The following is a 21,038-nucleotide window of genomic DNA, read 5'->3' as shown; positions in this document are numbered from 1 at the left end:
GGTGGTGGGTTTCCAGGCGGAGGCCCGGGTGGTGGGTTTCCAGGCGGAGGACAGCAAGGCGGAGGAGCTCCAACATCACCGCCGCCATCTTTCACTCCTCAAGAATCCCAGGCATCAGCCTTTGCTGTTGATCCAGGAGGCATCAGAAGGTGCTTGTATCGATATACGTATGTTTGGCTGAACAATGGCAATAGCTTCTGGTATTTTCCAACCTTTGTCGGACGCAATTCAGTTGCCGGCTGGCGATGGAGACGCCGCTGGGGATGGGTGTACTTTGGAATCGATTTAAGACAAATTCGATCATTCCAGTGTTTCTAAAATCAACAGTCTAATTTAACATAGCCGTGTAAAAAAAGAGCTCTTCATTTCAGGAGCTCTCTTTCGTAATTTGAAAAATCATATGTGCGATAAAGACGATGTGAGCAAGATGGCCAATTATGTCAAAGCTCAACAGCAGAAGCAAAATGAACCTGCAAAGAGGTATAAATTCAAACTGAAATCTTCTGTTGAAGAGAAATTCTATGGTTCATGCAGGAATCTCCTAACAGCAACTGGAACTTATTTTTTAGGGAATAAGTACTTATCGCGAGGAGAACGGAAATGAATGTTATATTAGAGAAAATTGGATTGGATCAGCAAAAAATACTTCGAAATCTCTATTCATTGTACCTGCATGATCTATCTGCCTATGCAAATGAGCTGCAAGTAAGTGAGGATGGGAGCTTTGAATTTGATTCGTTTTCCCTTATTTGGGAGAAGGAAGGTATCTCACCATATTTAATAAAGGCGGACGATAATCTGGCGGGCTTTATCCTGCTGCTGGAAGCACCTTTGACGAAAAAAGTAGATAAAGTAATTAACGATTTTTTTATCCTGAGCCCTTACCGCGGAAAGGGAGTCGCTAAAGCGGCAGCCCTAAGGGTCTTCGAAGAGCACAAAGGAAGCTATTATATTTCACAGCTCATGAGAAATGAGCCAGCAGTCCGTTTTTGGAAAAAGATTTATCAACTGCTCGAATTGGATGTGGAAGAAGTTACAGAAGTTCAGGATGGGGAGGAAGTAGTGTACCAGACATTCGTAATTGAGCAGTTTAGGATTCAAATGACAGAAGCGGAAATCAACTGACAACTATCATTTAAATAAAAGGGTGTCCCAATATACTTTTGGGACACCCTCTTAAAATGATTATTTCACATATACTCTTGTTTCAAAAGGTTTTAACGTAAAGGATGTAACTGGTCCGTGCTGTTCTACCTCATGATTGCTTAACAATAGCTTGCTTGCATCAAGCGGGAAGCCATCATATTCAAACGCTGCCGGCTCACCTGTAAGGTTTGAAATCACGATCGCTTGCTCTGCTTCCAGTGTCCTTGTATACGCATAGATTTGCTCATGGTCTTCAAGAATCAAATCATAAGTTCCATAAGTGAATACTTCGTGTTCCTTCTTCATCTCGATCATTTTTTTATAAAAATGGAGAATGGAGTCAGGGTCAGCAAGCTGCTGCTCGACGTTAACACTTGGATAATTTGGATTCATTCCAAGCCATGGCTTGCCGGTAGTGAAGCCGGCATTCTCAGCTGATGACCATTGCATCGGTGTGCGTGAGTTATCGCGGCTGGTTGCCCAGATGAATTCCATGATTTCTTCATGGGAAACGCCATTTTCACGGCGGATCTTATAAAGATTCTTGATGGCTACATCATCATAATCATCGATGGAAGGGAATTGGACATTTGTCATGCCGATTTCCTGCCCTTGATAGATGAATGGTGTACCCTGCATCAAGAAGTACATGGATGCGAGTGCAGTCGCGCTTTCACGCCAGTATTCCTTGTCATTTCCCCATGTAGAGACGATGCGGGCTTTATCATGGTTCTCGATGAATAGTGCGTTCCATCCTTTGCCTTCAAGGCCTTTTTGCCAGCGGGTGAATACTTTCTTCAATTTTGCAAGGTCAAGTGCCTTCTTTTCCGAATCCCAAAGATCAAGGTGTTCAAATTGGAAGACCATATTGAACTTGCCGTTTTCTTCTCCTACCCAAAGGTCCGCTTCCTCGATGCTGACGCCATTAGCCTCACCGACTGTCATGATGTCATATTTCGAGAAGGTTTCCTGCTTCAGTTCCTCAAGATATTTCTGGATTCCATATACATTCATATGCTTATCGAATGAAGAGACGTACTGAAGGCCTTCAGGGTTTGGCATGTCTATAAGCCCGTCTTCTTTTTTGATATGGCTGATTGCGTCAACGCGGAAGCCGTCGATTCCTTTATCAAGCCACCAGTTGATCGTGTCGTACAAAGCTGAGCGGACAGCTTGGTTCTCCCAGTTCAGGTCAGGCTGCTTGCGTGAGAAAATATGCAGGAAGTACTGGTCTGTTGCTTCATCATATTCCCATGCAGATCCGCCAAAGATGCTCTCCCAATTGTTTGGTTCTGCGCCATCCTTGCCATCGCGCCAGATATACCAATCGCGTTTCGGGCTGTCTTTTGACTCGCGAGATTCTAGGAACCAGGCGTGTTCATCGCTCGTATGGTTAATGACAAGGTCGATGATCAGCTTCATGCCGCGCTTATGTGTTTCTTTTAACAGCTGGTCGAAGTCCTCCATCGTGCCAAATTCGTCCATAATATCCTGGTAATCGCTGATATCATAGCCATTATCATCATTAGGGGATTTGTACATCGGGCAAATCCAGATGACATCGATGCCCAAATCCTTCATGTAATCAAGTTTTGAAATCATTCCTTGTAAATCACCGATGCCATCTCCATTTGAATCCATGAAGCTTCTAGGATATACCTGATAGGCGACCGCTTCTTTCCACCATGTGTGTTTCATTTGAACCCTCATTTCTTTGTAAAAAACCTGATGTATCCAGTAATTTTACTTTAAAAGTTTTGCACTGCCAAGGTGAATTGGCATTTCTTGTTTTACAGGTAATAAACTGTCTTCGCTGCACTGTATCGGTTAATGTTTAGTTCCAGCTTCGATCGCACTGCACGATTTTCGCTCGACCATTTTAGCGGGAATTGTGATCCGTTTAGAAAGAGTCTTTGGATTTTTAATGATCTCTATTAAACAGTTAGCTGCTTCAAAGCCTAACTGAAAGATATCGATGTTCACGGACGTCAGCTGCGGCTTCATATGCTCTGTGAGCGGCACATCGTTAAAGCTCACAATTGAAATCTCCTCTGGCAGCTTGATATTCAGTTCCTCTGAATAACTCATGAGCTCTATGGCCATAAAATCATCTGCAACAACAAGGGCAGTAGGCGGTTCATGGGATGAAAGGAATTTGGTAATGCCTTCTTTTCCTTCTGATTTTAAGCATTGCTCATGAATAATATACGTTTCATCAAAAGGAATACCAGCTTCATGGAGGGCATGTTTATATCCCTCAAGCCGGTCGATTGTAAAAACGTAGTCTAAATTAACTCCAATAAAAGCAATCTTGCTATGACCAAGATTGATCAAATAGTCTGTTACCTGTTTCGTTATATAAATATTGTCATTATCTACATAGGTGATCCGTTCTGCGTTCTTGTATGGCCGGCCTATGACGGTGAAAGGGAAATTCTCTTCCAGTAAATATTTCATGATCTTGTCATCCGTTTTCGAATAAAGGAGGATGATGCCGTCGACTCTGCGGCCCTGGACCATAGAAACAACCTGTTCGAAAATTTCATCATCCGTAATGCCTGTCGTTAAATACACTCCGAATTTATCCTCGTGTGCTTTCATGCTGATTCCCCTGAGCACTTCAGGGAAAAACGGGTTTTGCAGTGCCTGGGTAGCCGAATTGGGCATGACGATGCCGATTGCTTCGGTACTCCTGACAACCAGGCTTCGAGCTTGGAAATTAGGATGGTATCCCAGCTTCTTCATCTCTTTTCGTACACGCTTCTTGGTTTCTTCACTGATATGAGGATGATCGGCTATCACCCTGGAAACGGTCGAAGGTGACACAGCGGCTGCCTTTGCTACATCTTTAATTGTGACTGCCATTGGTCGTCTCTCCCTATACGATCGATTGTTCGTGCAAGAATATTATTTTACGGAACCCTCTGAAACTCCCTTGATGATTTGCTTTTGAAGGAAGAAGTAAATAATGATGACTGGAATGATCGCGATCGTTAAACCTGCCAAAGCCAAATGCCATTGCTTTGTATATTCTCCAAAGAAGAAGAACATTTTTAGCGGAATGGTTTCCATTCCTTGCTGGTTGATGACCAGAGAAGGGAGCAGGTAATCGTTCCAAATCCAGATGATATTCAGAATAGCGACTGTTACAGAAACTGGTTTTAACATTGGGAAAATGATGTACCAAAAAATTTGGAATCGATTCGCTCCGTCAATCGTTGCCGCTTCATCAAGTGACTTTGAAATCCCGCTCAAAGTTCCATGATAAAGGAAGATCGATAAGCTTGCGCCAAAGCCAAGGTACATAAAGATAAGTCCAGCTCTGTTAAGCATTTCTACCTTGCCGAAAATCGTGACCAATGGAATCATGACCGATTGGAAAGGGATGAGCATTGCTGCTACAAAAAGCATGAAAATGATTCCGCTTGTTTTTCCGCCTCTTCTTGACAATGCATATGCAGCCATTGAAGAGAACACGATGATGACGGCTACTGCCAGAACAGTAATCAGAACGGAGTTAAAGAATGTTTTTATAAAATCGAGACGTTCAAAGGCTACAGTATAGTTCTCGAATGTGAATATATCCGGAAGTTTTAAAGTGTCTTCAAACATTTCTCTTTTTGTTTTAAAAGAGTTGACGATCATAAGATAAAACGGGGAAAGCCAGATCAGGGCCAAAATGATGCCGAGAATTTCTAACATGATTCTGCTCTGCTTTTTCTTCTTCATTACATCTCGACCTCCCGTTTCTTATTGATGTAAACCTGTGTCAATGAAATTACTGCAACAATCAAGAAGAAAATGACTGCTTTTGCCTGAGCGAAAGCCATTGCGTTTTCAACGAACGCTGTCTTGAAAATTTCCATCGCAACCATCTGGGTGGAGTTGTATGGTCCGCCGCCAGTCAGCGATAGGTTTTGGTCATAAAGCTTAAAAGAATTCGATAATGTCAGGAACAAGCTGACTGTAAAAGCAGGCATGACAAGCGGGAAAGTAACGTGATAGAAACGCTGGAAGCTGTTTGCGCCATCAATTTCAGCCGCTTCTAGCAACTCCTGTGGAACACCTTCAAGGAATGAGATGTAAATGACCATGATATAGCCGGCCATTTGCCAGCTCATCAGGATTGCCATTGCCCAGAAGCCTGTTTCGGTTGTCGATAACCAGCCTTGCAAGCCTTCAATTCCAAGAATCTCGCCTATGCTGGCGAAAACCTTTGTGAAAATGAACTGCCAGATGAAACCTAAAATAAGTCCGCCAATTAGGTTTGGCATGAAGAAAATGGTTCTAAGGATATTGTTCGTTTTGAATTTTTGCGTTACAAGCAACGCTAAAGAGAGGCCAAAAAAGTTGATTAGAAACACTGAGACAACGGTGAACTTAGTGGTGAACCATAACGCATCCTTAAATTCTTCCTCAGCAAATAAGGCTTTATAATGTTCAAGGCCTACGAATGATGGTGTCTTAATCCCGTTCCAATCAGTAAATGAGTAATACACTCCGTATGCAAGCGGCAGAATCACAACTACAGCAAGCGCGAACAATGCTGGAGCCAGGAAAAGCCAGTACCAGAGATTCCGGTTACGCATCTGTAAATCCTCCTGTCTATGTAATGCCCGGGAAGGGATTACACGAATTTAGTCATAAACTATTATGTGCAAACGTTTGTACAAGCGCTTTTTCTCGTTTGTAACTTCTAGAAAAAAAGGTAGGAAACAAAACAGCCCAAGCCGTTCTGTTTCCTCTTTTTGTGAAAAATTATTACTTACGAGCGTCTGCCCAAGCTTTAGAAGATTCTTTTACAAGATCATCCCAGCTCATTTCGCCGCTCACATACTTTTGAATGTTCACGCCAAGCTTTTCTTGTCCCCATCCAGTTGGGTAACCCATGAATGTCCAAGCTAAAGTCTTGCCGTCTTGAGAGTACTGGTAGATTTCTTTTGCTAGAGGATCAGAGATCTTGCCAGCGTCAAAACCGTCATATGCAGGAATGAATTTGAAATCTTCGATTACAGCTGTTTTACCTTCTTCAGAAGTGTACAACCAGTCTAAGAATTCCTTCGCTGCTGCTACTTCTTTTTCATCCTTGTTACTGTTTACAGCCCAGTACATTGGTACGCCAACTGGGATTGAATCTTCCTTGTAGCCTTCAACCGGGATAGGAAGGATTCCTACGCCGCTGTTAGCAAGCTCTTCGTCGATGCCAGCGATTGAACCAGATACCCAGTTACCTTGCTGAATGATTGCAGCTTTGCCAGTAGAGAATAACTCTTCAACTTGCTTAGCATAGTCAAGGCTTACAGTTGGCTGGTCAGAGTATTTGTTTTGCAGGTCAAGAATTTTCTTGAATGCATCGCCGTGCTCGAAAGTAACTTCTTTTGCTTCGAAAGCGTTGATTACGTTCTGGTCGAATTCAGGTGCAAGGAACACGTTAGATAAGTGAAGTCCTGTTACCCAAGTTTCTTTTGCAGGAAGTGCAAATACTGATGTAAGACCAAGGTCTTTCTTTTTGCTGTCAAGAGTCTTTACAGCTTCTTCTAAAGCTTTGTAGCTAGTGATGCTCTTTGGATCGATTCCTGCTTTTTCAAAAATGCCTTTGTTATAAATGAAGCCATAGCCTTCCTGATTGTATGGAAGTCCAAGTACTTTATTGTCTTTAGTTACGCCTTCAAGCGTGCCGTTAAGAGCTGCTTTTGCAGCTTTTGTGTCAGAAAGGTCAGCAAGCTTTTCCTGCCAGTCTGCAACGTCCTGAGGTCCGCCTACGTTGTAAATAGTAGGTTCATTGCCTGAAGCGAATTTAGATTTTAGTGCAGCACCGTAATCTTCTCCGCCGCCAACTGTTGTGATGTTGATGTCGACGTTTTTATGTGCGTCTTCATAAGCTTTTGCAAGAGTTTCGAACTGATCCTTAAATTCCACTTTGAATTGGAAAATGTCAACGGTTACTTCTTCTCCGCCTTTACCTTTGTCACCTGTTGCCTTGTCATCGCTTGATGAACATCCTGCAAGACCTCCGCCAACTAAAAGCCCAAGAGAAAGAACTGCTGGAAATAGCTTTTTTGCTTTCATTGTTGAGATACCCCCAAAATTTTTTGTTTTTTTTGCATGCAATCACATGCGTTCCGAAAGCGTTTGCATATTTTCGCAAAGATTCTTAGAAGATCGTTTCTATACAGAACACCTTTAAAACGCTTACATATTTGGGATAAAAACAAGAAATACATTGATACAAATGGATTTCTGTAAAATGACTCCTTATGCTATCCAGTTATGCAAACGATTGCAGCTGTGGATACATAATAGCATATGAATCTATTAATGACAATATGAAAGTATCAGAGAAATTTAAATTTATAGGGTAATTGTACTAAACGGTTGAAACCAGGGTTAAGCTGGGGATCAGGATGGCAATAATGATAGAGAAACAAGTATATACACGTATTGTTTGAAGTGGAATGTTTGAAGGTCTATCATGATGATAAGACTGAAAATAATTGCAGAAGGTGAAATCATGATTAGATGTATTGCAACAGATATGGATGGAACATTATTGACAGCAACGCAGCAGATTACCTCCGAAAACCGGGTAGCGATACGTAAGGCGCTGGAAAATGGAGTGGAGGTTGTTATAGCGACAGGCCGCTCTTACCAGGAAGCAAAATTTGTGCTGGAAGAAGCAGGCATTCGATTGCCGATGATCTGTGTAAATGGGGCAGAAGTGCGCTCGAAGACTGGGGAAATTGTTTCTTCTAATCCGCTTAATAAAGAGCAGGCTCGTCAGGCAGCGTTGCGTCTGGTTGAGAACGGTGTGTATTTCGAGGTTTATACAAATGAAGGAACATTTACTGAAGACGAGGATAAGGCGATCTCCATTATCGTCGATATTTTTTCGACAGCAAATCCTGAAGTTCCGATTGAACAAATTGCCGAAGCAGCTGAGGATAGGCTGCATAAAGGGTTGGTTCGTACGATTGAGCACTATGACAGGCTATTTGAACAAGATCAGTATGAAATATACAAGCTCCTCGCTTTTTCCCTTGACCCTGAAAAGCTTGAAGCTGCAAACGTGGCACTAAAAGAAATTGAAGGACTGGCAATCAGTTCATCAGGCAGCGAGAATATTGAAATCACAAGTCTTGATGCCCAAAAAGGAGTCGCACTTGAAAAATTTGTCACATCCAGGGGAATCAGTTTAGAAGAAACGATGGCTCTAGGAGATAATTATAATGATCTATCCATGCTGCAAAGAGTCGGCAAGCCTGTAGCAATGGGCAATGCTGTCGATCAAATTAAGACGTTGTGCGGCGAGGTCACGCTTACTAATGAAGAAAGCGGCGTTGGTAAGGCAATCATGGCTGTGCTGGAGAAGTAATTTACAGAAGGAAAATTGTTTTTTAGCACGTTTGTTTCGGAATAAGAAGTAAACCGAATTTAAGGAAGGGTCGGGTGTCATGAGAAGATTTTTGTATGTGTTGGCTGCTATGCTGATGGTTCTTGCTGGGTGTTCAGGCGCAGATGATGGGACAAAGCGAGAAGAAGAAAAGGGAAAGCCTCAGGATCAGGAAGCGGTCGTGCCGGTTGATAACCTGGTAGCTGTTGCTGAAAACCTGCAAGTCCCATGGTCCATCAACAAGCTCGGCGAGACGTTTTACCTCAGCGAACGGCCGGGTACGATTGTAAAAGTGGAAGATGGAAGAACGGTGCGACAGAAGGTTTCCTTGAAAAAAGGGTTGTCCCAGGCAGCCGAAGCAGGACTGCTGGGCTTTGTGCTGGCACCAGATTTTGCGCAAACCAATAAGGCATTTGCCTATTACACATACGAGAATGGCACCGGACAGTTCAATCGGATTGTCGAATTAACCTTGAAAAATGATGAATGGGTAGAAGGCAATCTTTTACTTGATAAAATTCCGAGCGGCCGCTTCCACCATGGCGGGCGTCTCAAGATTGGCCAGGATGGGAAGCTTTATGCAACCGCTGGCGATGCAGCAGCGACGCCTGAAATCGCCCAGGAACTTGACTCTTTAGGCGGTAAAATACTGCGGCTGAATTTAGACGGTTCCGTTCCGGAAGACAATCCTTTCACTGGGTCCTATGTGTACAGCTACGGCCATCGCAATCCTCAGGGAATGGCCTGGGCAAAGGATGGGACGATGTACGCAAGCGAGCATGGTCCGTCCGCACACGATGAAATCAATGTAATTGAACGTGGGATGAATGACGGCTGGCCAGAAATTACCGGCGATGAAAAGAAGCAAGGTATGGAAACTCCGCTTTTTCAGTCAGGGGATAATACATGGGCACCATCTGGCATGGCGGTTCATGAGGGGAAATTGTACGTAGCCACGTTGAGAGGCAATGCCTTAAGGGAGTTCGATCCAGCCGCTAAAACAACCAGGGAAGTCGTCACTGGCGTTGGCCGGGTCAGGGATGTACTGATTGATGGTGAATATGTTTATTTTATCAGCAATAATACCGATGGGCGCGGGACTCCGGCTGCGGGCGATGATAAGCTGTACAGGGTGAAGCTTGGAGATATTGTGGAATGAGGAAAAGGAACAGCTTGATGGCTGTTCCTGTTTTTATGTGTAAATCAAAATGTTTTTAAAAGGATTGGATTCAGCTCTTGCTGTTCAGCCCGCCCAATCCATGCAAGATGAATTGAACGGTTCTCTCCGTTTCTGCTTCATCATCCCAGTCTGCTTCGGGCAGAATCATATAACGGGCAATTAAATACCCAAAGATGGATGATAGGGACAAGCGGAATACACTGTAGGCCGGAATATCGATGATCTGGCCATTCGCTTTATAATGTTCGACAATTTTTTCAAAGCGTTCATACACCTTTAAGGCGATATGGTCCTTGAATAAATCCTTTAATTCAGGATGGAACGGAATTTCCTGTAAAAGGATTTTGACTATAGGTAGATTTTTAACTAAGAAATCCCGGCGATTTTCAAGGATGGCCTTCAGGAAATCCTCTAAATGTTCAAAATCCTGGTCTAGTACCTTATTAAGGTCTTTTATAATAAAAGGAGCGACAAACTTCGCCATCACTGGGGCAACGATTGCCAGCAGCAAATCCTTTTTCGTTTTATAATGCCTGAAAATGGTGCCTTCCGCGACACCTGCTTTTTTGGCGATTTCGCTGGTGGAGGTTGCGGAATATCCTTTTTCGGCAAAAGACTCGATCGCAGACACGATAATTTTTTTCTGCTTTTCGGTCAGTGCTTCTTCTTCATCGATTAACTCGTCGATTCTCATTTCGCGATCTGTCATCTTTAACTCCCTCCGCGGCGTATTCAAGACTATTTAGACTGCGCGGTGTTTTCTCAATGCTAAAATATTCAGCAGGATAAATACAACTGAAAAACCGGCCATAATCAACAGATTACCATAAATGGCATCCCAGCCATAGCCTCTTACCATGATATCACGCAGTGCTTCTGCTGCATAATAGAGCGGCGTTATCGGGCCGAGCCAGCTTAGCCATTCTGATATTGTATCAAGATTGATTAGCCCTGAGAAGAAGAACTGCGGCACGATGATCAGAGGGATAAACTGGATCATCTGGAACTCGTTGTTCGCAAAGGCAGACAGCAGAATGCCAAGTGTCAAAGCCGTCATCGACAGCATTAATGTTATTAATAGAACGTAGATAAACGAACCTTCCATCAGCATCCCAAGAATGTAAATCGCATACCAGGCAATTAAAGTGGCCTGCAGCATAGTGAAGATCCCAAAACCAAGCACATAGCCAATGACGATTTCCCACTTCCGCAGCGGACTTGAGAGCAGTTTTTCCAGTGTGCCACTAGTGCGTTCCCGCAAAAATGAAATGCCGGAAATGATAAAAACGAAGAAGAAGGCAAAGAAGCCTAGCAATACTGGTCCAAAATAATCAAACTGTCCCATATCCTCTGAGCCGTGCAAATAATCGATTTTCAATTCGATTTGGCTTCCGGCTGGCAGCAGCGGCTTTGTGGCCTGCTGGATCTGCTTCATAAAAGCTCCACTAACTGAAGGATCGCTTCCTTCCAGAACGATTTTATCAAGCCTAGGTCCATCAAATAGGATATACCCATCGATATCGCGATTTAACGTGTCATCTTTGGCTGCTTTTTCAGAATCATATTCTTTAATCTTTGCATCATTTAAATCCAGCTTCTCGACTAATGGGTCTGGAGCACTTACAAGCCCAACTTTAGGGATATAATCTTCACCGTTAAAAACAAGATGCAGCATCGTCAGGATGATTAGTGGCGCGACAAGCATCATCGCAAGTGTCCTTTTATCCCTTAGAAATTGGCGGATAATCCTGATTACTAGAGCACTAATTCGCATGCTGAGCACCTCCGTATGCTAAAAATGCTTCCTCAACGCTTGAGGAACCGGTATTTGCTTTCAATTCTTCAGGCGTGCCAACGGCAATTAATCTGCCATCACGGATTAATCCCAGCCTGTCACATTTCTCCGCTTCATCCATGACATGGGTAGTCACGATCAGTGTCTTGCCATTCGCTTTTAAATCATAAAAACCTTTCCATATGCTTTTGCGCAACACAGGGTCGATCCCGACAGTTGGTTCATCCAAGATCAGCAGTTCCGGTTCATGCAGCAGAGCAGCTGCAAGCGATAAGCGGCGTTTCATTCCGCCAGAGTAATTGGTTACCACTTTGTTAAGATGCTCCGATAAGTCTACCAGTTCCATCACTTCTAGAATTCGCTGTTTTCTCCTTGAACCCTTAAGGCCAAATAGGGAAGCGAAAAATTCAAGATTTTCCTTTGCGGATAATTCTGTATAAAGTGCATCAGATTGCGCCATATACCCAATCTTTTCAATCAGCTGGAGTGAGGGCATTTTTTTACCAAAAAGATAGTTTTCTCCCTCGCTCGGCAGCTCAAGTCCAACCAGCTGTTTAACCAGCGTTGTTTTGCCAGCACCTGAAGGACCAAGCAACCCGAAAATTTCACCGCTCTGAATCTCTAAGTTTATATCCTTTAATACTTCATGCTTTCCGAAACGTTTAGAAACATTTTGTACTGAAACAATCATCGAAGCTCACCATCCTTTTATTAAAAGTGAGTAATCACTCACTGATAATTATAGTTTAATACACAGAAACTAAATTGTATAGTGAGTAATCACTCACAAAAACAAACAAAAAATGACAACATAAAAAAGCCCTCAAAAGAGAGCTTTACATTATTTTGATCTTTAGGGAATTCACCTGGCTAACCAGCAATTCCTCATACTCCTTTTCGGCAGTGAATTGGACTTCTTGTTCACCGGCTTTAGGATTTTCTTTTTTAACTTTTTGGATTAAATCATTCTGGACCTTTTGAGTAAGGACAATTCGTTCATATTGCAGCTTTTGTATTCTCCAGAATTTCTCTTCGCCAAAGTCTGCGATCAATTTTTTAGCAACTTCAGATTGGTTGTACTGGCTGCGCACTTTATCAATGGAATCATTGACTTCTTGATCGGTAGCCTTGTGGCCTTTCTCTTGTCCCAGCATGGCCATTGCTCTGAGCCTGATTATTTGTGTGAGGAGCTGGTTTTTATCCTCGTTGAGCTTTTCCTGATTGTCCCAATAGACAAGGGCTTCATCGAGTTTTTCACCACTGTATTTGGCTTTGTCCGTTTCACGGTTGATCTCGATATGGAGTTCATTAATAAATTTGTAAAAATCAAGATCCTCGTTTGTAATCCATTCACCGTTAATGGAAGCTACTCCTTCAGGTTTTTTCACATTTAAATCTACGACTTTGTCTTGCTTCGCTCCGTCCTTTTCCAGGGTAAAAGCCGCTTCCCATTTCCCAGCCATTGAAAACTTTGCACTGCCTGAATAAATGCCGTCAGATACTTCCTGTAAATCTACATTGACTGTGCCGTGGTCCATGCTGCCCATTGCAAGTTCCGCAGATACATCAAGTCCCGAAACTGCTTTTCCGTCTTCGGTCACTTTAATTTCAAATTCTGATTCTTTTCCTTCCGTAAAGGCCGGCTCCTTGGCCACGTCTACATTCCATTCCGCCTCTTGGCTACAACTGGCTAATTGCAGCACCATCAATATGAATAATGAAGCGAGTAATTTTTTCATCTTAATTTCCTCCAAGTTTCTGTGTCTTTAAGAAATCATCTACCGTATATTTGGTCATCTTGCCGTTATCTAAAAATGCCACATGAGTACAAATCTGCTTAATTTCATCTAAGTGGTGAGAGGATAGCAGGATTGTTTTACCTGAAAGAGAGCGAAGCACTTGTAAAATTTCCTTTCGCCCCATTGGGTCGATACCGCTTGTAGGTTCATCAAGGATTAATATATCTGAATCCTGATACAAGGTGATGGCGAGTCCGAGTCTCTGCAGCATTCCTTTTGAGTATCCCTTGATGGCCATGCTGCGCTCTTCCCATAAACTAACAGCTCGTAAAATCTTTTCGATTTTAGCCGAATCAGCTTTTCCTGTTCCCGCCTGGGCAAAGAAGATGATATTTTCATAGCCAGTCAAAGATGGATAGAGCATGAATTTTTCTGGCAAATAGGCAATTTCGTTTTTCCAGCGCTTATTATTCTTTCGTTTGTTGCCATTGATCAGGATTTCACCTTTTTTGATAGGGATAAGGCCGAGCAAGCTATGGATAAAAGTAGATTTCCCAGCTCCGTTCCTGCCTACTAGAGCACATACTTCATTTTTGCTAATCGATAGATTGATATCATTCAGAACTACTTTATTGCCATAGGATTGGGTTAAACCGGAAACATCAATCATTCAAAACCCTCCTTCCGATGAAGCAGTATAGAACTGATAAATGAGACAATCATCCAGAATACAAGGCAGGCCCCCAAGAACACTTCTGGCTGCAGCCACATGAAGGACTTCAAGAGGTGTGACATGTGGCCGAATGAGTAAATGCCCAAGCCTGTTTCTAAAAACATCCCTACGGCCTGGATTGGATTAAGGAAATAGGCAACAGAAAATAATTTTACATTTTCATGGGTTACATCCTGCAGAACCGAGAGCAGTGCAAAGTCGTGCAGGAAAAAGAAGTAAAACCATACGATGACTGCCATTCCGGCAATTTGCATCCTCGAACGGCTGATGCTGCCGATGAACGCGCCAATCTGGATAAAAATGAGCATAAGTACAGAGACGGCCAGGATAAAAATGAAATAATTCCAGATATCGGTTTTGAAAAATATTTTTAAAGGGACGAGATACACGAAGAACCAGACTAGCACGGGACCGAGCAGTACTGCGTGCATTCCCAGGCTTTTTTTGAAAAGGAAGGTCATAAAGCTTTCCTGTCTAGTCAACAGCATGATGAATGTTTTTTGCTCTTTTTCCTGAAAGATAGAGAAGGCGCCAAGGAACAAGCATATGATCGGGATGAAATAAACCAGGGTGTCAAATAAGTTAATAAGCAGGACATAAAATCCTTGTTCATAGGAAAGAGCAGTAAATTTCACAAGTAAAAGGACAGATACAAGGATTACTGTGCCGATTGCCAGCCAAAGTCCCTTGCCTCTTAAATTTTCTTTCCATTCTTTCCAAATATAATGCATAGCAATTGTCTCCTTTTTGTGAGGATTGCCGTAATGATGATGGCGAGTATCACAATAGCAGGCAGGTTGATGTTCCTGCCATTTGCTGTCAGCGGGTATTCATCCTTGAACATTACTTTTTCGTTATCCAGCAGCTGGTTCATTTTTTCATATATTTTTATGGCGGGGCTTTTTAGGAACAGATAGATCAGCTCCTGGTCTTCGATCAGTTCATAGAGCGATGACTTATAAGTAGCTGGGCTGTCGCTGATTCCGTTTTGATCCAGGTCCAGCAAAGGGAAGGAGGCGCCCCAATGGTTGCCAATGCCTTCAAGGCTCCATTGATTCTGTCCTGTTCCGCCAAGCGTCACTGCAGGTATCGTATTTTCCTCAATCGTATTCTTTGTAAAAATCTGCTCGTTTGAACTGGCCCAAAGCTCGATTCCTATCTGATTTTGGGAGATATGGTTAGCGAGAATAAGATTGTCAGTCGATTGATCTATATATAACCCTCTCTGGTTCATGTAGAAAGTATTGTTCTCAATGGTATTTTCGTTTGCTGATAACACCAGCAAGCCGAATGAGCGGTGCCCATAATTAAAAATAAATTGGTTGTTTTTCAGCTTAAGCTGATTGGAGTGCATGATGGCTGCTCCGCCTGTATTAAACGTGAATATGTTGTTTTTAAATTCGTTGCGGTCTGAATACATATAATGCAGACCGTAACGTGTTTTTGTAATTTCGTTGTTTAATGCCTTGTTATCATTTGCATAATCGAAGAACATTCCATCTCTTGTACCTTCGATATAATTGTTTTTTAATAGGTTTCCATTTGAATAATAGACATGCAGCCCGTTTCCCTGGGCAGCAATTTCTCCTTTACCAAGCCCGCGGATCTTAACATTTTCAATGGTATTATTATGTGCCATGCTTAAATAAACACCGTGGAATGATTTTTCTATTTCAATATCGCGAATGACATTTCCATCGGTGTAAACCTTGATTGCTGCATATTCTTCAGGGCTGTTCCTGTCCATTCCTCCATTTTTTACATGGAGGTTTGAGACGGTGACCCCAGGGGCACGCACCGAGATGACATTGCCTTTTCCATCACCTTCAATGACCGTTCCTTTTTTGCCGGATATCTGGAGCGGCTTATCAATCACGATGTTTCCACGATAGATTTTTCCTTCAAGCTGGATGACTGCTCCGTCTTTGGCTGAATCGATGACGGCCTGCAGGTTTTCTGCTGACATCCCCTTTTCCGGATAAGTGATAACGGAAAAGAATAAGAGCAGCCAAAGAATTTTTTTCATGGTCAACGATCCTTCCAAATTGGAATGAGAATCAAAATGAATGCTGCTATTACTAAAAAAGAACCCGTTCCAAGGTAGCTGTTTGTAATGAAATTTGCGAGCGTGTTCTCCCCGAGAATCGGCGGTACAAATGGATCAACTTTAATCGGTGCTGTCGGGCTTAAATCTGTGCCGAAATCATGGAGCCAGCGGCGTAAATCCCAGACACCGAGTGATCCGCCAATAGCAAAAATCCCAATTAGGAAATAAAGGACTAATTTTCTCCTAAGGATGGCAGTGATAAGTGTTAGTGCGGCCAGTCCGCTAATTAAATATTTAAGGTAGTTAAGTTCAGGGAAATTTTCTTCGCTGAAGCCTTTCATGCCAATATAGTGGTTAAGTCCATTCACGATATCGATTTCGCCTTGCAATTGATCAGGATATACAATGATATTTAGCCCTTCCGGGTACTGCGGAGCGAAAAACTCCATGCCCCACCATGGGAAAAATAGAGATGCGGCAATCAGTATAGCGGCTGCAGCAATCAATCCGGATGAAAGAACTGATAGTCTTTTTCCAGCCATCGTAATCACGCCTTTCTTATGCCTGAACGGCAGTTTGCAAAAAGGAGGGAGGGTATCAACAGCTGATGATACCCTCATTTGTCTGTTGTTTAGATTATGGTTTCACAAGGAAGTAGCCTGTCATTTCTTGATGCAAAGCTGAGCAGAAGTTCGTACAGTAAATCGGGAATGTCCCGGCTTTATCAGCTGTGAATTCAACTGTATTTGTCTGTCCAGGCTGAACTTCCATATTTAAATTGTAGCCATTGATCGCGAAGCCGTGGGTGATGTCCTGGTCGAAATCGATGTTGGTCAGGTGGATGAATACTTTATCGCCTTTATTTACCTCGATTTGGTCAGGTCTTTTAGCTTTAGCGTCAAAAAGGAATTTTGATCGCATTGCAATTCCGTAAACATGGACTTCATTGCCTTTGCGTTCGATTCGTGTTTTTTCTTGGCTGTATACTGCATCAGGATTCTTTTCATCCTTAGGGTATACGGTGATCGTCTTGATTTTATCTGCCTTTATCATTTGCGCATAGTGTGGTTCAGGGTTCACAGGTGCAGATTGGATTACTTCCATCTTCTCGCCGCGCAGGTCAATCAGCTGCATGGATTCAGGATGTGAAGGGCCTACGGAAAGATAGCTGTCTTTTGCGATTTTATTCAACGCGATGAGGTATTTTCCGTCTGGGGCGACTGTATCACCTTCAGCGGCAACAGAGTGTCCAGGAGAGTACTGTACAGGAACCCGGTCTAATGTTTCTCCTGTTTTAGGATCCCATTTCACGATTTCAGAAGAAATGAACATAGTTGTGTAGGCTAAGCCGTTTTCATCGAATTGAGTATGAAGCGGCCCTAATGCATTTTCAGGGTTTACTTCTCTTTCCATGATTGATTCATATTTGATGATTGGAATGCCATTGCGTTCGCCTGCAAATTCTTTGTTTTCAATTGCCTTGAATGCATTCTCAAAAGAGAATACTGTCATTGAAGGGGCTAATTTTCCAGAGGCAATAAAGTGCTTGCCATCAGGAGTTACATCCACGCCGTGAGGAGATTTGGCTACAGGAACCAAGTAAATTCCGCCTTTATGTTTTTCAGGGAATATCATCTTTTGGCCTGTCACTTCGTCATACTTTCCGTCCTTGACCATTTTCTCTAGCTCTTTCCAGTTAAATAAAACAATGAAGTCACGGTCTGCCTGGGAGGCGTTAATTTCAAGATTCGTTGTTGCTTCTTCAGTGTTATAAGTAGTCATAACTGCCCAGTCACCAGATTCTTTCTTTCCTGCATCGGAAAGATCATAGGACCAAGGTGGAAGAGCGACTTGATAGGCAATGTTCAATTTTTCTGTTTTCTCATCGAAGGTAACAGCGGACATGACTCCGCGATATTTATCGCTGTATTCATCAAGTGGCGCATACTCTTTCCCAATCGGTACAGCAAATCGGGTTGGAAGGAACATATATTCAGTATTTTGAGTAACGAAGGCCGCACAGTGAGGCCCGCTTGTATTTGGAACATCAATGATATCCTTGACAGTAAACGTTTCAAGGTTCATCGCTGCGGCACGGCTATTTCCCACGTCAGTAGCAAACATGTACTTTCCATCATAATCACCGTTAGTCTCAGAGAATGCAGGGTGGTGTAGATCACCCCATGTATAGTCGCCCATCATTTCTTTTGAGTGATTATCAAAGCCGTATCCAGTAGCAGAATCCTGGCTGAATACCGGCACTGTTCTGATATGCCGCATGGAAGGGACACCATAGATGAACATCTGTCCTGAGTGGCCGCCTGATGCGAACAAATAATATTCATCTTTTTCACCGAATGGTACATATACCTTTTCAGCATTTGTTTTGTTTTTGCTGCTGTCAGCCACCGCTTCACTTCGGTTGCCTGGAGAAAAATCTGCGAAGAATACTGTTGCTGCCAGAAGCCCGGTAGCAAGTCCCGAGGCAATAGGAATCCATTTTTTCATCAACCTTGCACCACCTTGTTAACTTTATTTTTTAGAAGCTTCCTCAAGCAGTTTGACCACTTCGGCAATCTCTTCTTCTGATAGAGGATTTCCACCAATAACACCTGACATGACTGCCGATGTAGGTTCTTTTAAGAACTCGTTAATTGGCTTCCCGTGTTTTCCTTCAACATTTTCAAACGCCTTGGATAAATCCGGACCTGTCGCGCCGCCCTTGAGATTCAAGGCAGAGACGGAATGGCAGCCAAGGCAGCCTTTTGACTTTAGAATGCTGTCGTCAGCAGATACTGTTTCAGCTGCCGGCTGCTCATCTTTTTCCTCTTGCTTGGTATTGCTCGCTGGATTAGATTGATCTGTTTCCTCTTTAGCTGTCTCAGATGCCTGATCATCGCTCCCACCCACGACATCAAATGCAGCGTAACCGAGCCCCAGACCGATCAGAGCGCTGATGATAAAACTTATAAAAGCTTTTTGCATCACTTTGTTACCCCCTTTAATTTATTTCATTAACATCGTAGCGTGAGATAAGGGGTCAAAAGTGTGATGCAGTTCACACAACACTGGTGGATTTGTGAAAGCTATATGAACGCGATGTGTCTATATTTTGAAGGGCCTGTGATAAAGGTCATATTTGAATTGGATTCGATTTAGAGGACAAGAGAATGGATAAGGAAGAAGAAAGAAGGGTTTTCGGCTTTTTTGAGGAATTTATTTTTAAGGGATTTAGGCAAGAACAATTATCCTGAAAGTGCATGATAGGAAGTGATTTTTTGTCGAAAAAGAAAAAATGGCTGGCGCTGGTCATTGTGCCGCTCGTGTTTGTAAGCTGTCTATTTATCTATGATGCGAATTTGGAAGTTTATCAAACGAAATCTGAAGGTACTTTAGTGTATAAAAAAAAGGAGTTCCATTCTGGTTATGAAACTTATAAAAAATTTTATGTGAATGGTGATCGGAATTTTGAACCTGACCGTTTAATCGGGAAAACAGATAACAGCAGATTCCTTGGATTTAAAGAATCTGTGTGGAGTATTAAGGGAAAGTCGGCAGACGAAGTAGTTTTTGTAAAGGGATTGATGATTGAAGGGGTATATGAAAGAAAATAATGTCCATCAATAAAAAAATCCACCTAAGAAGGTGGATTTCATCAAAACTTATAGTTCCAAAAGCGTTCATTATTGATCCAGGCCAACGTAGCTGGATCCTTATCCTTCAGCTTATCTGCCATGTCAGCAAGCATCAGCTCGGTCTGGGAGCGATGGGCCTTCATTGCCTCAATCTTAACATCAGCTACAGCACTGATATCATGGACAATATCGGGCTGCCCCAATTCTTCCACGCAATTCCTTGAGAATGCAACACAGTGCAATTTCGGTCTGTCCGCTTCAGGCATTTTTTCAACTGCGCGTACTACTGCGGCGCCTGTTGCTTCATGGTCCGGGTGGACAGAATAGCCTGGATAGAAGGTAATGACCAGCGAAGGATTCAGTTCGGCGATCAATGAGGACATCAAGTTGGTCAGCTTATCTTCATCTTCAAACTCTACCGTTTTATCACGGAATCCGAGCATCCTCAAATCAGAAATGCCAAGCGCGCGGGCCGCTTCCTTTAATTCTTGTTTACGTATGATCGGAAGTGTTTCTCTATTCGCAAATGGCGGATTGCCCATATTTCGTCCCATCTGGCCTAGTGTCAGGCAGGCATAGGTGACGGGTGTGCCCATGTTCACATGGGACGCAATCGTGCCGGAAACGCCAAATGCTTCATCATCTGGATGAGGAAACACGACGAGTACATGTCTTTCTTTTTCCATGGTAAAATCTCTCCTTTCAGCCAGCCTGTTCAAGCGATATTATTCGAAAGGTGTTTCGCTTATTTGCAGGGCGACTGCGAGCTTTCCGCTAAAGTCGTGGCCTGCAAGCAGCAGCCTTCCGTGTGCATCAATTTCAAAGTGAGTGATTCCTTCAGCATAAATCCAGCCTAATGGAATTTTCAATCCTGTACGGTATGGTCCTTCACCAGTAATCTTCGCGCGTTCATATGTAACCTTCGCGTTGCGGATGTAAGCGCCAGATGAAAAAAATGACTCGTTGTTATGAGAAGCATAGGCGCCATTTGTTGTTTCTAAATGGATATAGACTTCCTTGTCTCTAAAGCCGTCCAGAGCAGCCTGGACTTCCTGAACAATAACCGGATCCATAAATGATTCCTCCTTCCCGGATAAATGCGGCAAACTCATTGAAGTTTTACTTTATATTAGCCGAATCGTCAGCCTTATATGTTAAAAAATCGATATATCCATATTACTAAAAAAAACTTCTGAATGCGAAATGTATGCTTGAAGATACTTGCAAAAATTGTTAAATTCGTATTCCTTAACGAATCTCTTTTGAAAATGCGGGCCGAAGGATTAACGATCGCTTCATGGATTCTTCATAGTCATTGAAAAATTTAGGCTCTGTTAAACAAGGCTGTTGATTTTCGTTCCAGGCGCTTCGCT

Annotated in this window: 22 protein-coding genes; 5 read left to right on the top strand and 17 right to left on the bottom strand. The window is 42.8% G+C overall.

What is annotated here, in order from left to right; genetic code table 11:
- A partial coding sequence (locus V7654_RS03330; RefSeq protein ID WP_335428447.1) for a hypothetical protein occupies positions 1-318 on the top strand: 318 nt, incomplete at its 5' end.
- A gap of 282 nt (positions 319-600) precedes the next feature.
- Positions 601-1,125, top strand: a complete 525-nt coding sequence (locus tag V7654_RS03325; protein WP_335428445.1) for a GNAT family N-acetyltransferase — start codon at positions 601-603, stop codon at positions 1,123-1,125.
- A gap of 60 nt (positions 1,126-1,185) precedes the next feature.
- On the opposite strand, the gene V7654_RS03320 is transcribed toward V7654_RS03325, so the two are convergent.
- The 5 genes from V7654_RS03320 to V7654_RS03300 form a co-directional block, all read right to left on the bottom strand.
- Positions 1,186-2,844, bottom strand: a complete 1,659-nt coding sequence (locus tag V7654_RS03320) for a glycoside hydrolase family 13 protein (protein ID WP_335428444.1) — start codon at positions 2,842-2,844, stop codon at positions 1,186-1,188.
- 129 nt (positions 2,845-2,973) lie between these two features.
- A complete protein-coding gene (locus V7654_RS03315; protein WP_335428443.1) occupies positions 2,974-4,011 on the bottom strand; it encodes a LacI family DNA-binding transcriptional regulator in 1,038 nt (345 codons plus the stop codon).
- A 42-nt stretch (positions 4,012-4,053) separates the two neighbouring features.
- Positions 4,054-4,875: a carbohydrate ABC transporter permease gene (locus V7654_RS03310; RefSeq protein ID WP_335428442.1), complete on the bottom strand. Its 822-nt coding sequence runs from the start codon at positions 4,873-4,875 to the stop codon at positions 4,054-4,056.
- Positions 4,875-5,735: a carbohydrate ABC transporter permease gene (locus V7654_RS03305; protein ID WP_335428441.1), complete on the bottom strand. Its 861-nt coding sequence runs from the start codon at positions 5,733-5,735 to the stop codon at positions 4,875-4,877. Before V7654_RS03305 ends, V7654_RS03310 begins: the two co-directional genes overlap by 1 nt.
- 172 nt (positions 5,736-5,907) lie before the next feature.
- The gene (locus V7654_RS03300; protein WP_335428439.1) at positions 5,908-7,215 is read right to left on the bottom strand and encodes an ABC transporter substrate-binding protein; all 1,308 of its coding nucleotides are present in this window, start codon (positions 7,213-7,215) and stop codon (positions 5,908-5,910) included.
- 442 nt (positions 7,216-7,657) lie between these two features.
- Between V7654_RS03300 and V7654_RS03295 the strand changes: the two genes are divergently transcribed.
- Together V7654_RS03295 and V7654_RS03290 are read left to right on the top strand one after the other, a co-directional pair.
- Complete coding sequence (locus V7654_RS03295; RefSeq protein WP_335428437.1) at positions 7,658-8,518, top strand: Cof-type HAD-IIB family hydrolase; 861 nt, start codon at positions 7,658-7,660, stop codon at positions 8,516-8,518.
- A gap of 79 nt (positions 8,519-8,597) precedes the next feature.
- Positions 8,598-9,695, top strand: a complete 1,098-nt coding sequence (locus tag V7654_RS03290; RefSeq protein ID WP_335428435.1) for a PQQ-dependent sugar dehydrogenase — start codon at positions 8,598-8,600, stop codon at positions 9,693-9,695.
- 70 nt (positions 9,696-9,765) lie between these two features.
- Here the strand turns inward: V7654_RS03290 and V7654_RS03285 are convergent, their stop codons facing one another.
- The 10 genes from V7654_RS03285 to V7654_RS03240 all read right to left on the bottom strand — a co-directional run bounded on the left by V7654_RS03285 (position 9,766) and on the right by V7654_RS03240 (position 19,015).
- Positions 9,766-10,425 (bottom strand): TetR/AcrR family transcriptional regulator, encoded by a 660-nt coding sequence (locus V7654_RS03285; RefSeq protein ID WP_335428432.1) that lies wholly within the window; start codon positions 10,423-10,425, stop codon positions 9,766-9,768.
- A gap of 33 nt (positions 10,426-10,458) precedes the next feature.
- On the bottom strand, positions 10,459-11,490 hold the full coding sequence (locus tag V7654_RS03280; RefSeq protein WP_335428430.1) for an ABC transporter permease: 1,032 nt from the start codon (positions 11,488-11,490) through the stop codon (positions 10,459-10,461).
- Positions 11,480-12,202: an ABC transporter ATP-binding protein gene (locus V7654_RS03275; RefSeq protein ID WP_335428428.1), complete on the bottom strand. Its 723-nt coding sequence runs from the start codon at positions 12,200-12,202 to the stop codon at positions 11,480-11,482. Before V7654_RS03275 ends, V7654_RS03280 begins: the two co-directional genes overlap by 11 nt.
- A 145-nt stretch (positions 12,203-12,347) precedes the next feature.
- On the bottom strand, positions 12,348-13,250 hold the full coding sequence (locus V7654_RS03270) for a FixH family protein (protein WP_335428427.1): 903 nt from the start codon (positions 13,248-13,250) through the stop codon (positions 12,348-12,350).
- A gap of 1 nt (position 13,251) precedes the next feature.
- Positions 13,252-13,920, bottom strand: coding sequence for an ABC transporter ATP-binding protein (locus V7654_RS03265; RefSeq protein WP_335428425.1), 669 nt, complete (start codon positions 13,918-13,920; stop codon positions 13,252-13,254).
- Complete coding sequence (locus V7654_RS03260) at positions 13,917-14,714, bottom strand: ABC transporter permease (RefSeq protein WP_335428424.1); 798 nt, start codon at positions 14,712-14,714, stop codon at positions 13,917-13,919. Before V7654_RS03260 ends, V7654_RS03265 begins: the two co-directional genes overlap by 4 nt.
- Positions 14,678-16,009, bottom strand: a complete 1,332-nt coding sequence (nosD, locus tag V7654_RS03255; protein WP_335428422.1) for a nitrous oxide reductase family maturation protein NosD — start codon at positions 16,007-16,009, stop codon at positions 14,678-14,680. Before nosD ends, V7654_RS03260 begins: the two co-directional genes overlap by 37 nt.
- 2 nt (positions 16,010-16,011) lie before the next feature.
- Positions 16,012-16,572: a hypothetical protein gene (locus V7654_RS03250; protein WP_335428420.1), complete on the bottom strand. Its 561-nt coding sequence runs from the start codon at positions 16,570-16,572 to the stop codon at positions 16,012-16,014.
- A gap of 94 nt (positions 16,573-16,666) precedes the next feature.
- The gene (gene nosZ, locus V7654_RS03245; protein ID WP_335428418.1) at positions 16,667-18,538 is read right to left on the bottom strand and encodes a Sec-dependent nitrous-oxide reductase; all 1,872 of its coding nucleotides are present in this window, start codon (positions 18,536-18,538) and stop codon (positions 16,667-16,669) included.
- A 24-nt stretch (positions 18,539-18,562) separates the two neighbouring features.
- Positions 18,563-19,015, bottom strand: coding sequence for a cytochrome C (locus V7654_RS03240; protein ID WP_335428589.1), 453 nt, complete (start codon positions 19,013-19,015; stop codon positions 18,563-18,565).
- A 293-nt stretch (positions 19,016-19,308) separates the two neighbouring features.
- Here V7654_RS03240 and V7654_RS03235 point away from each other — a divergent pair, with 293 nt between their 5' ends.
- Complete coding sequence (locus tag V7654_RS03235) at positions 19,309-19,644, top strand: hypothetical protein (RefSeq protein WP_335428417.1); 336 nt, start codon at positions 19,309-19,311, stop codon at positions 19,642-19,644.
- Positions 19,645-19,685: 41 nt separating this feature from the next.
- On the opposite strand, the gene bshB2 is transcribed toward V7654_RS03235, so the two are convergent.
- Both bshB2 and V7654_RS03225 read right to left on the bottom strand, forming a co-directional pair.
- Positions 19,686-20,351 (bottom strand): bacillithiol biosynthesis deacetylase BshB2, encoded by a 666-nt coding sequence (gene bshB2, locus V7654_RS03230; protein WP_335428415.1) that lies wholly within the window; start codon positions 20,349-20,351, stop codon positions 19,686-19,688.
- Positions 20,352-20,390: 39 nt separating this feature from the next.
- Positions 20,391-20,738, bottom strand: a complete 348-nt coding sequence (locus tag V7654_RS03225) for a YojF family protein (protein ID WP_335428413.1) — start codon at positions 20,736-20,738, stop codon at positions 20,391-20,393.
- Positions 20,739-21,038: the final 300 nt, after the last annotated feature.

It is taken from the genome of Bacillus sp. JJ1609 (assembly GCF_036967045.1).
Classification (GTDB): Bacteria; Bacillota; Bacilli; order Bacillales; family Cytobacillaceae; genus Mesobacillus.
Note: the sequence above shows the minus strand (reverse complement) of the source record. Positions and strands in the feature narration are given on the sequence as shown.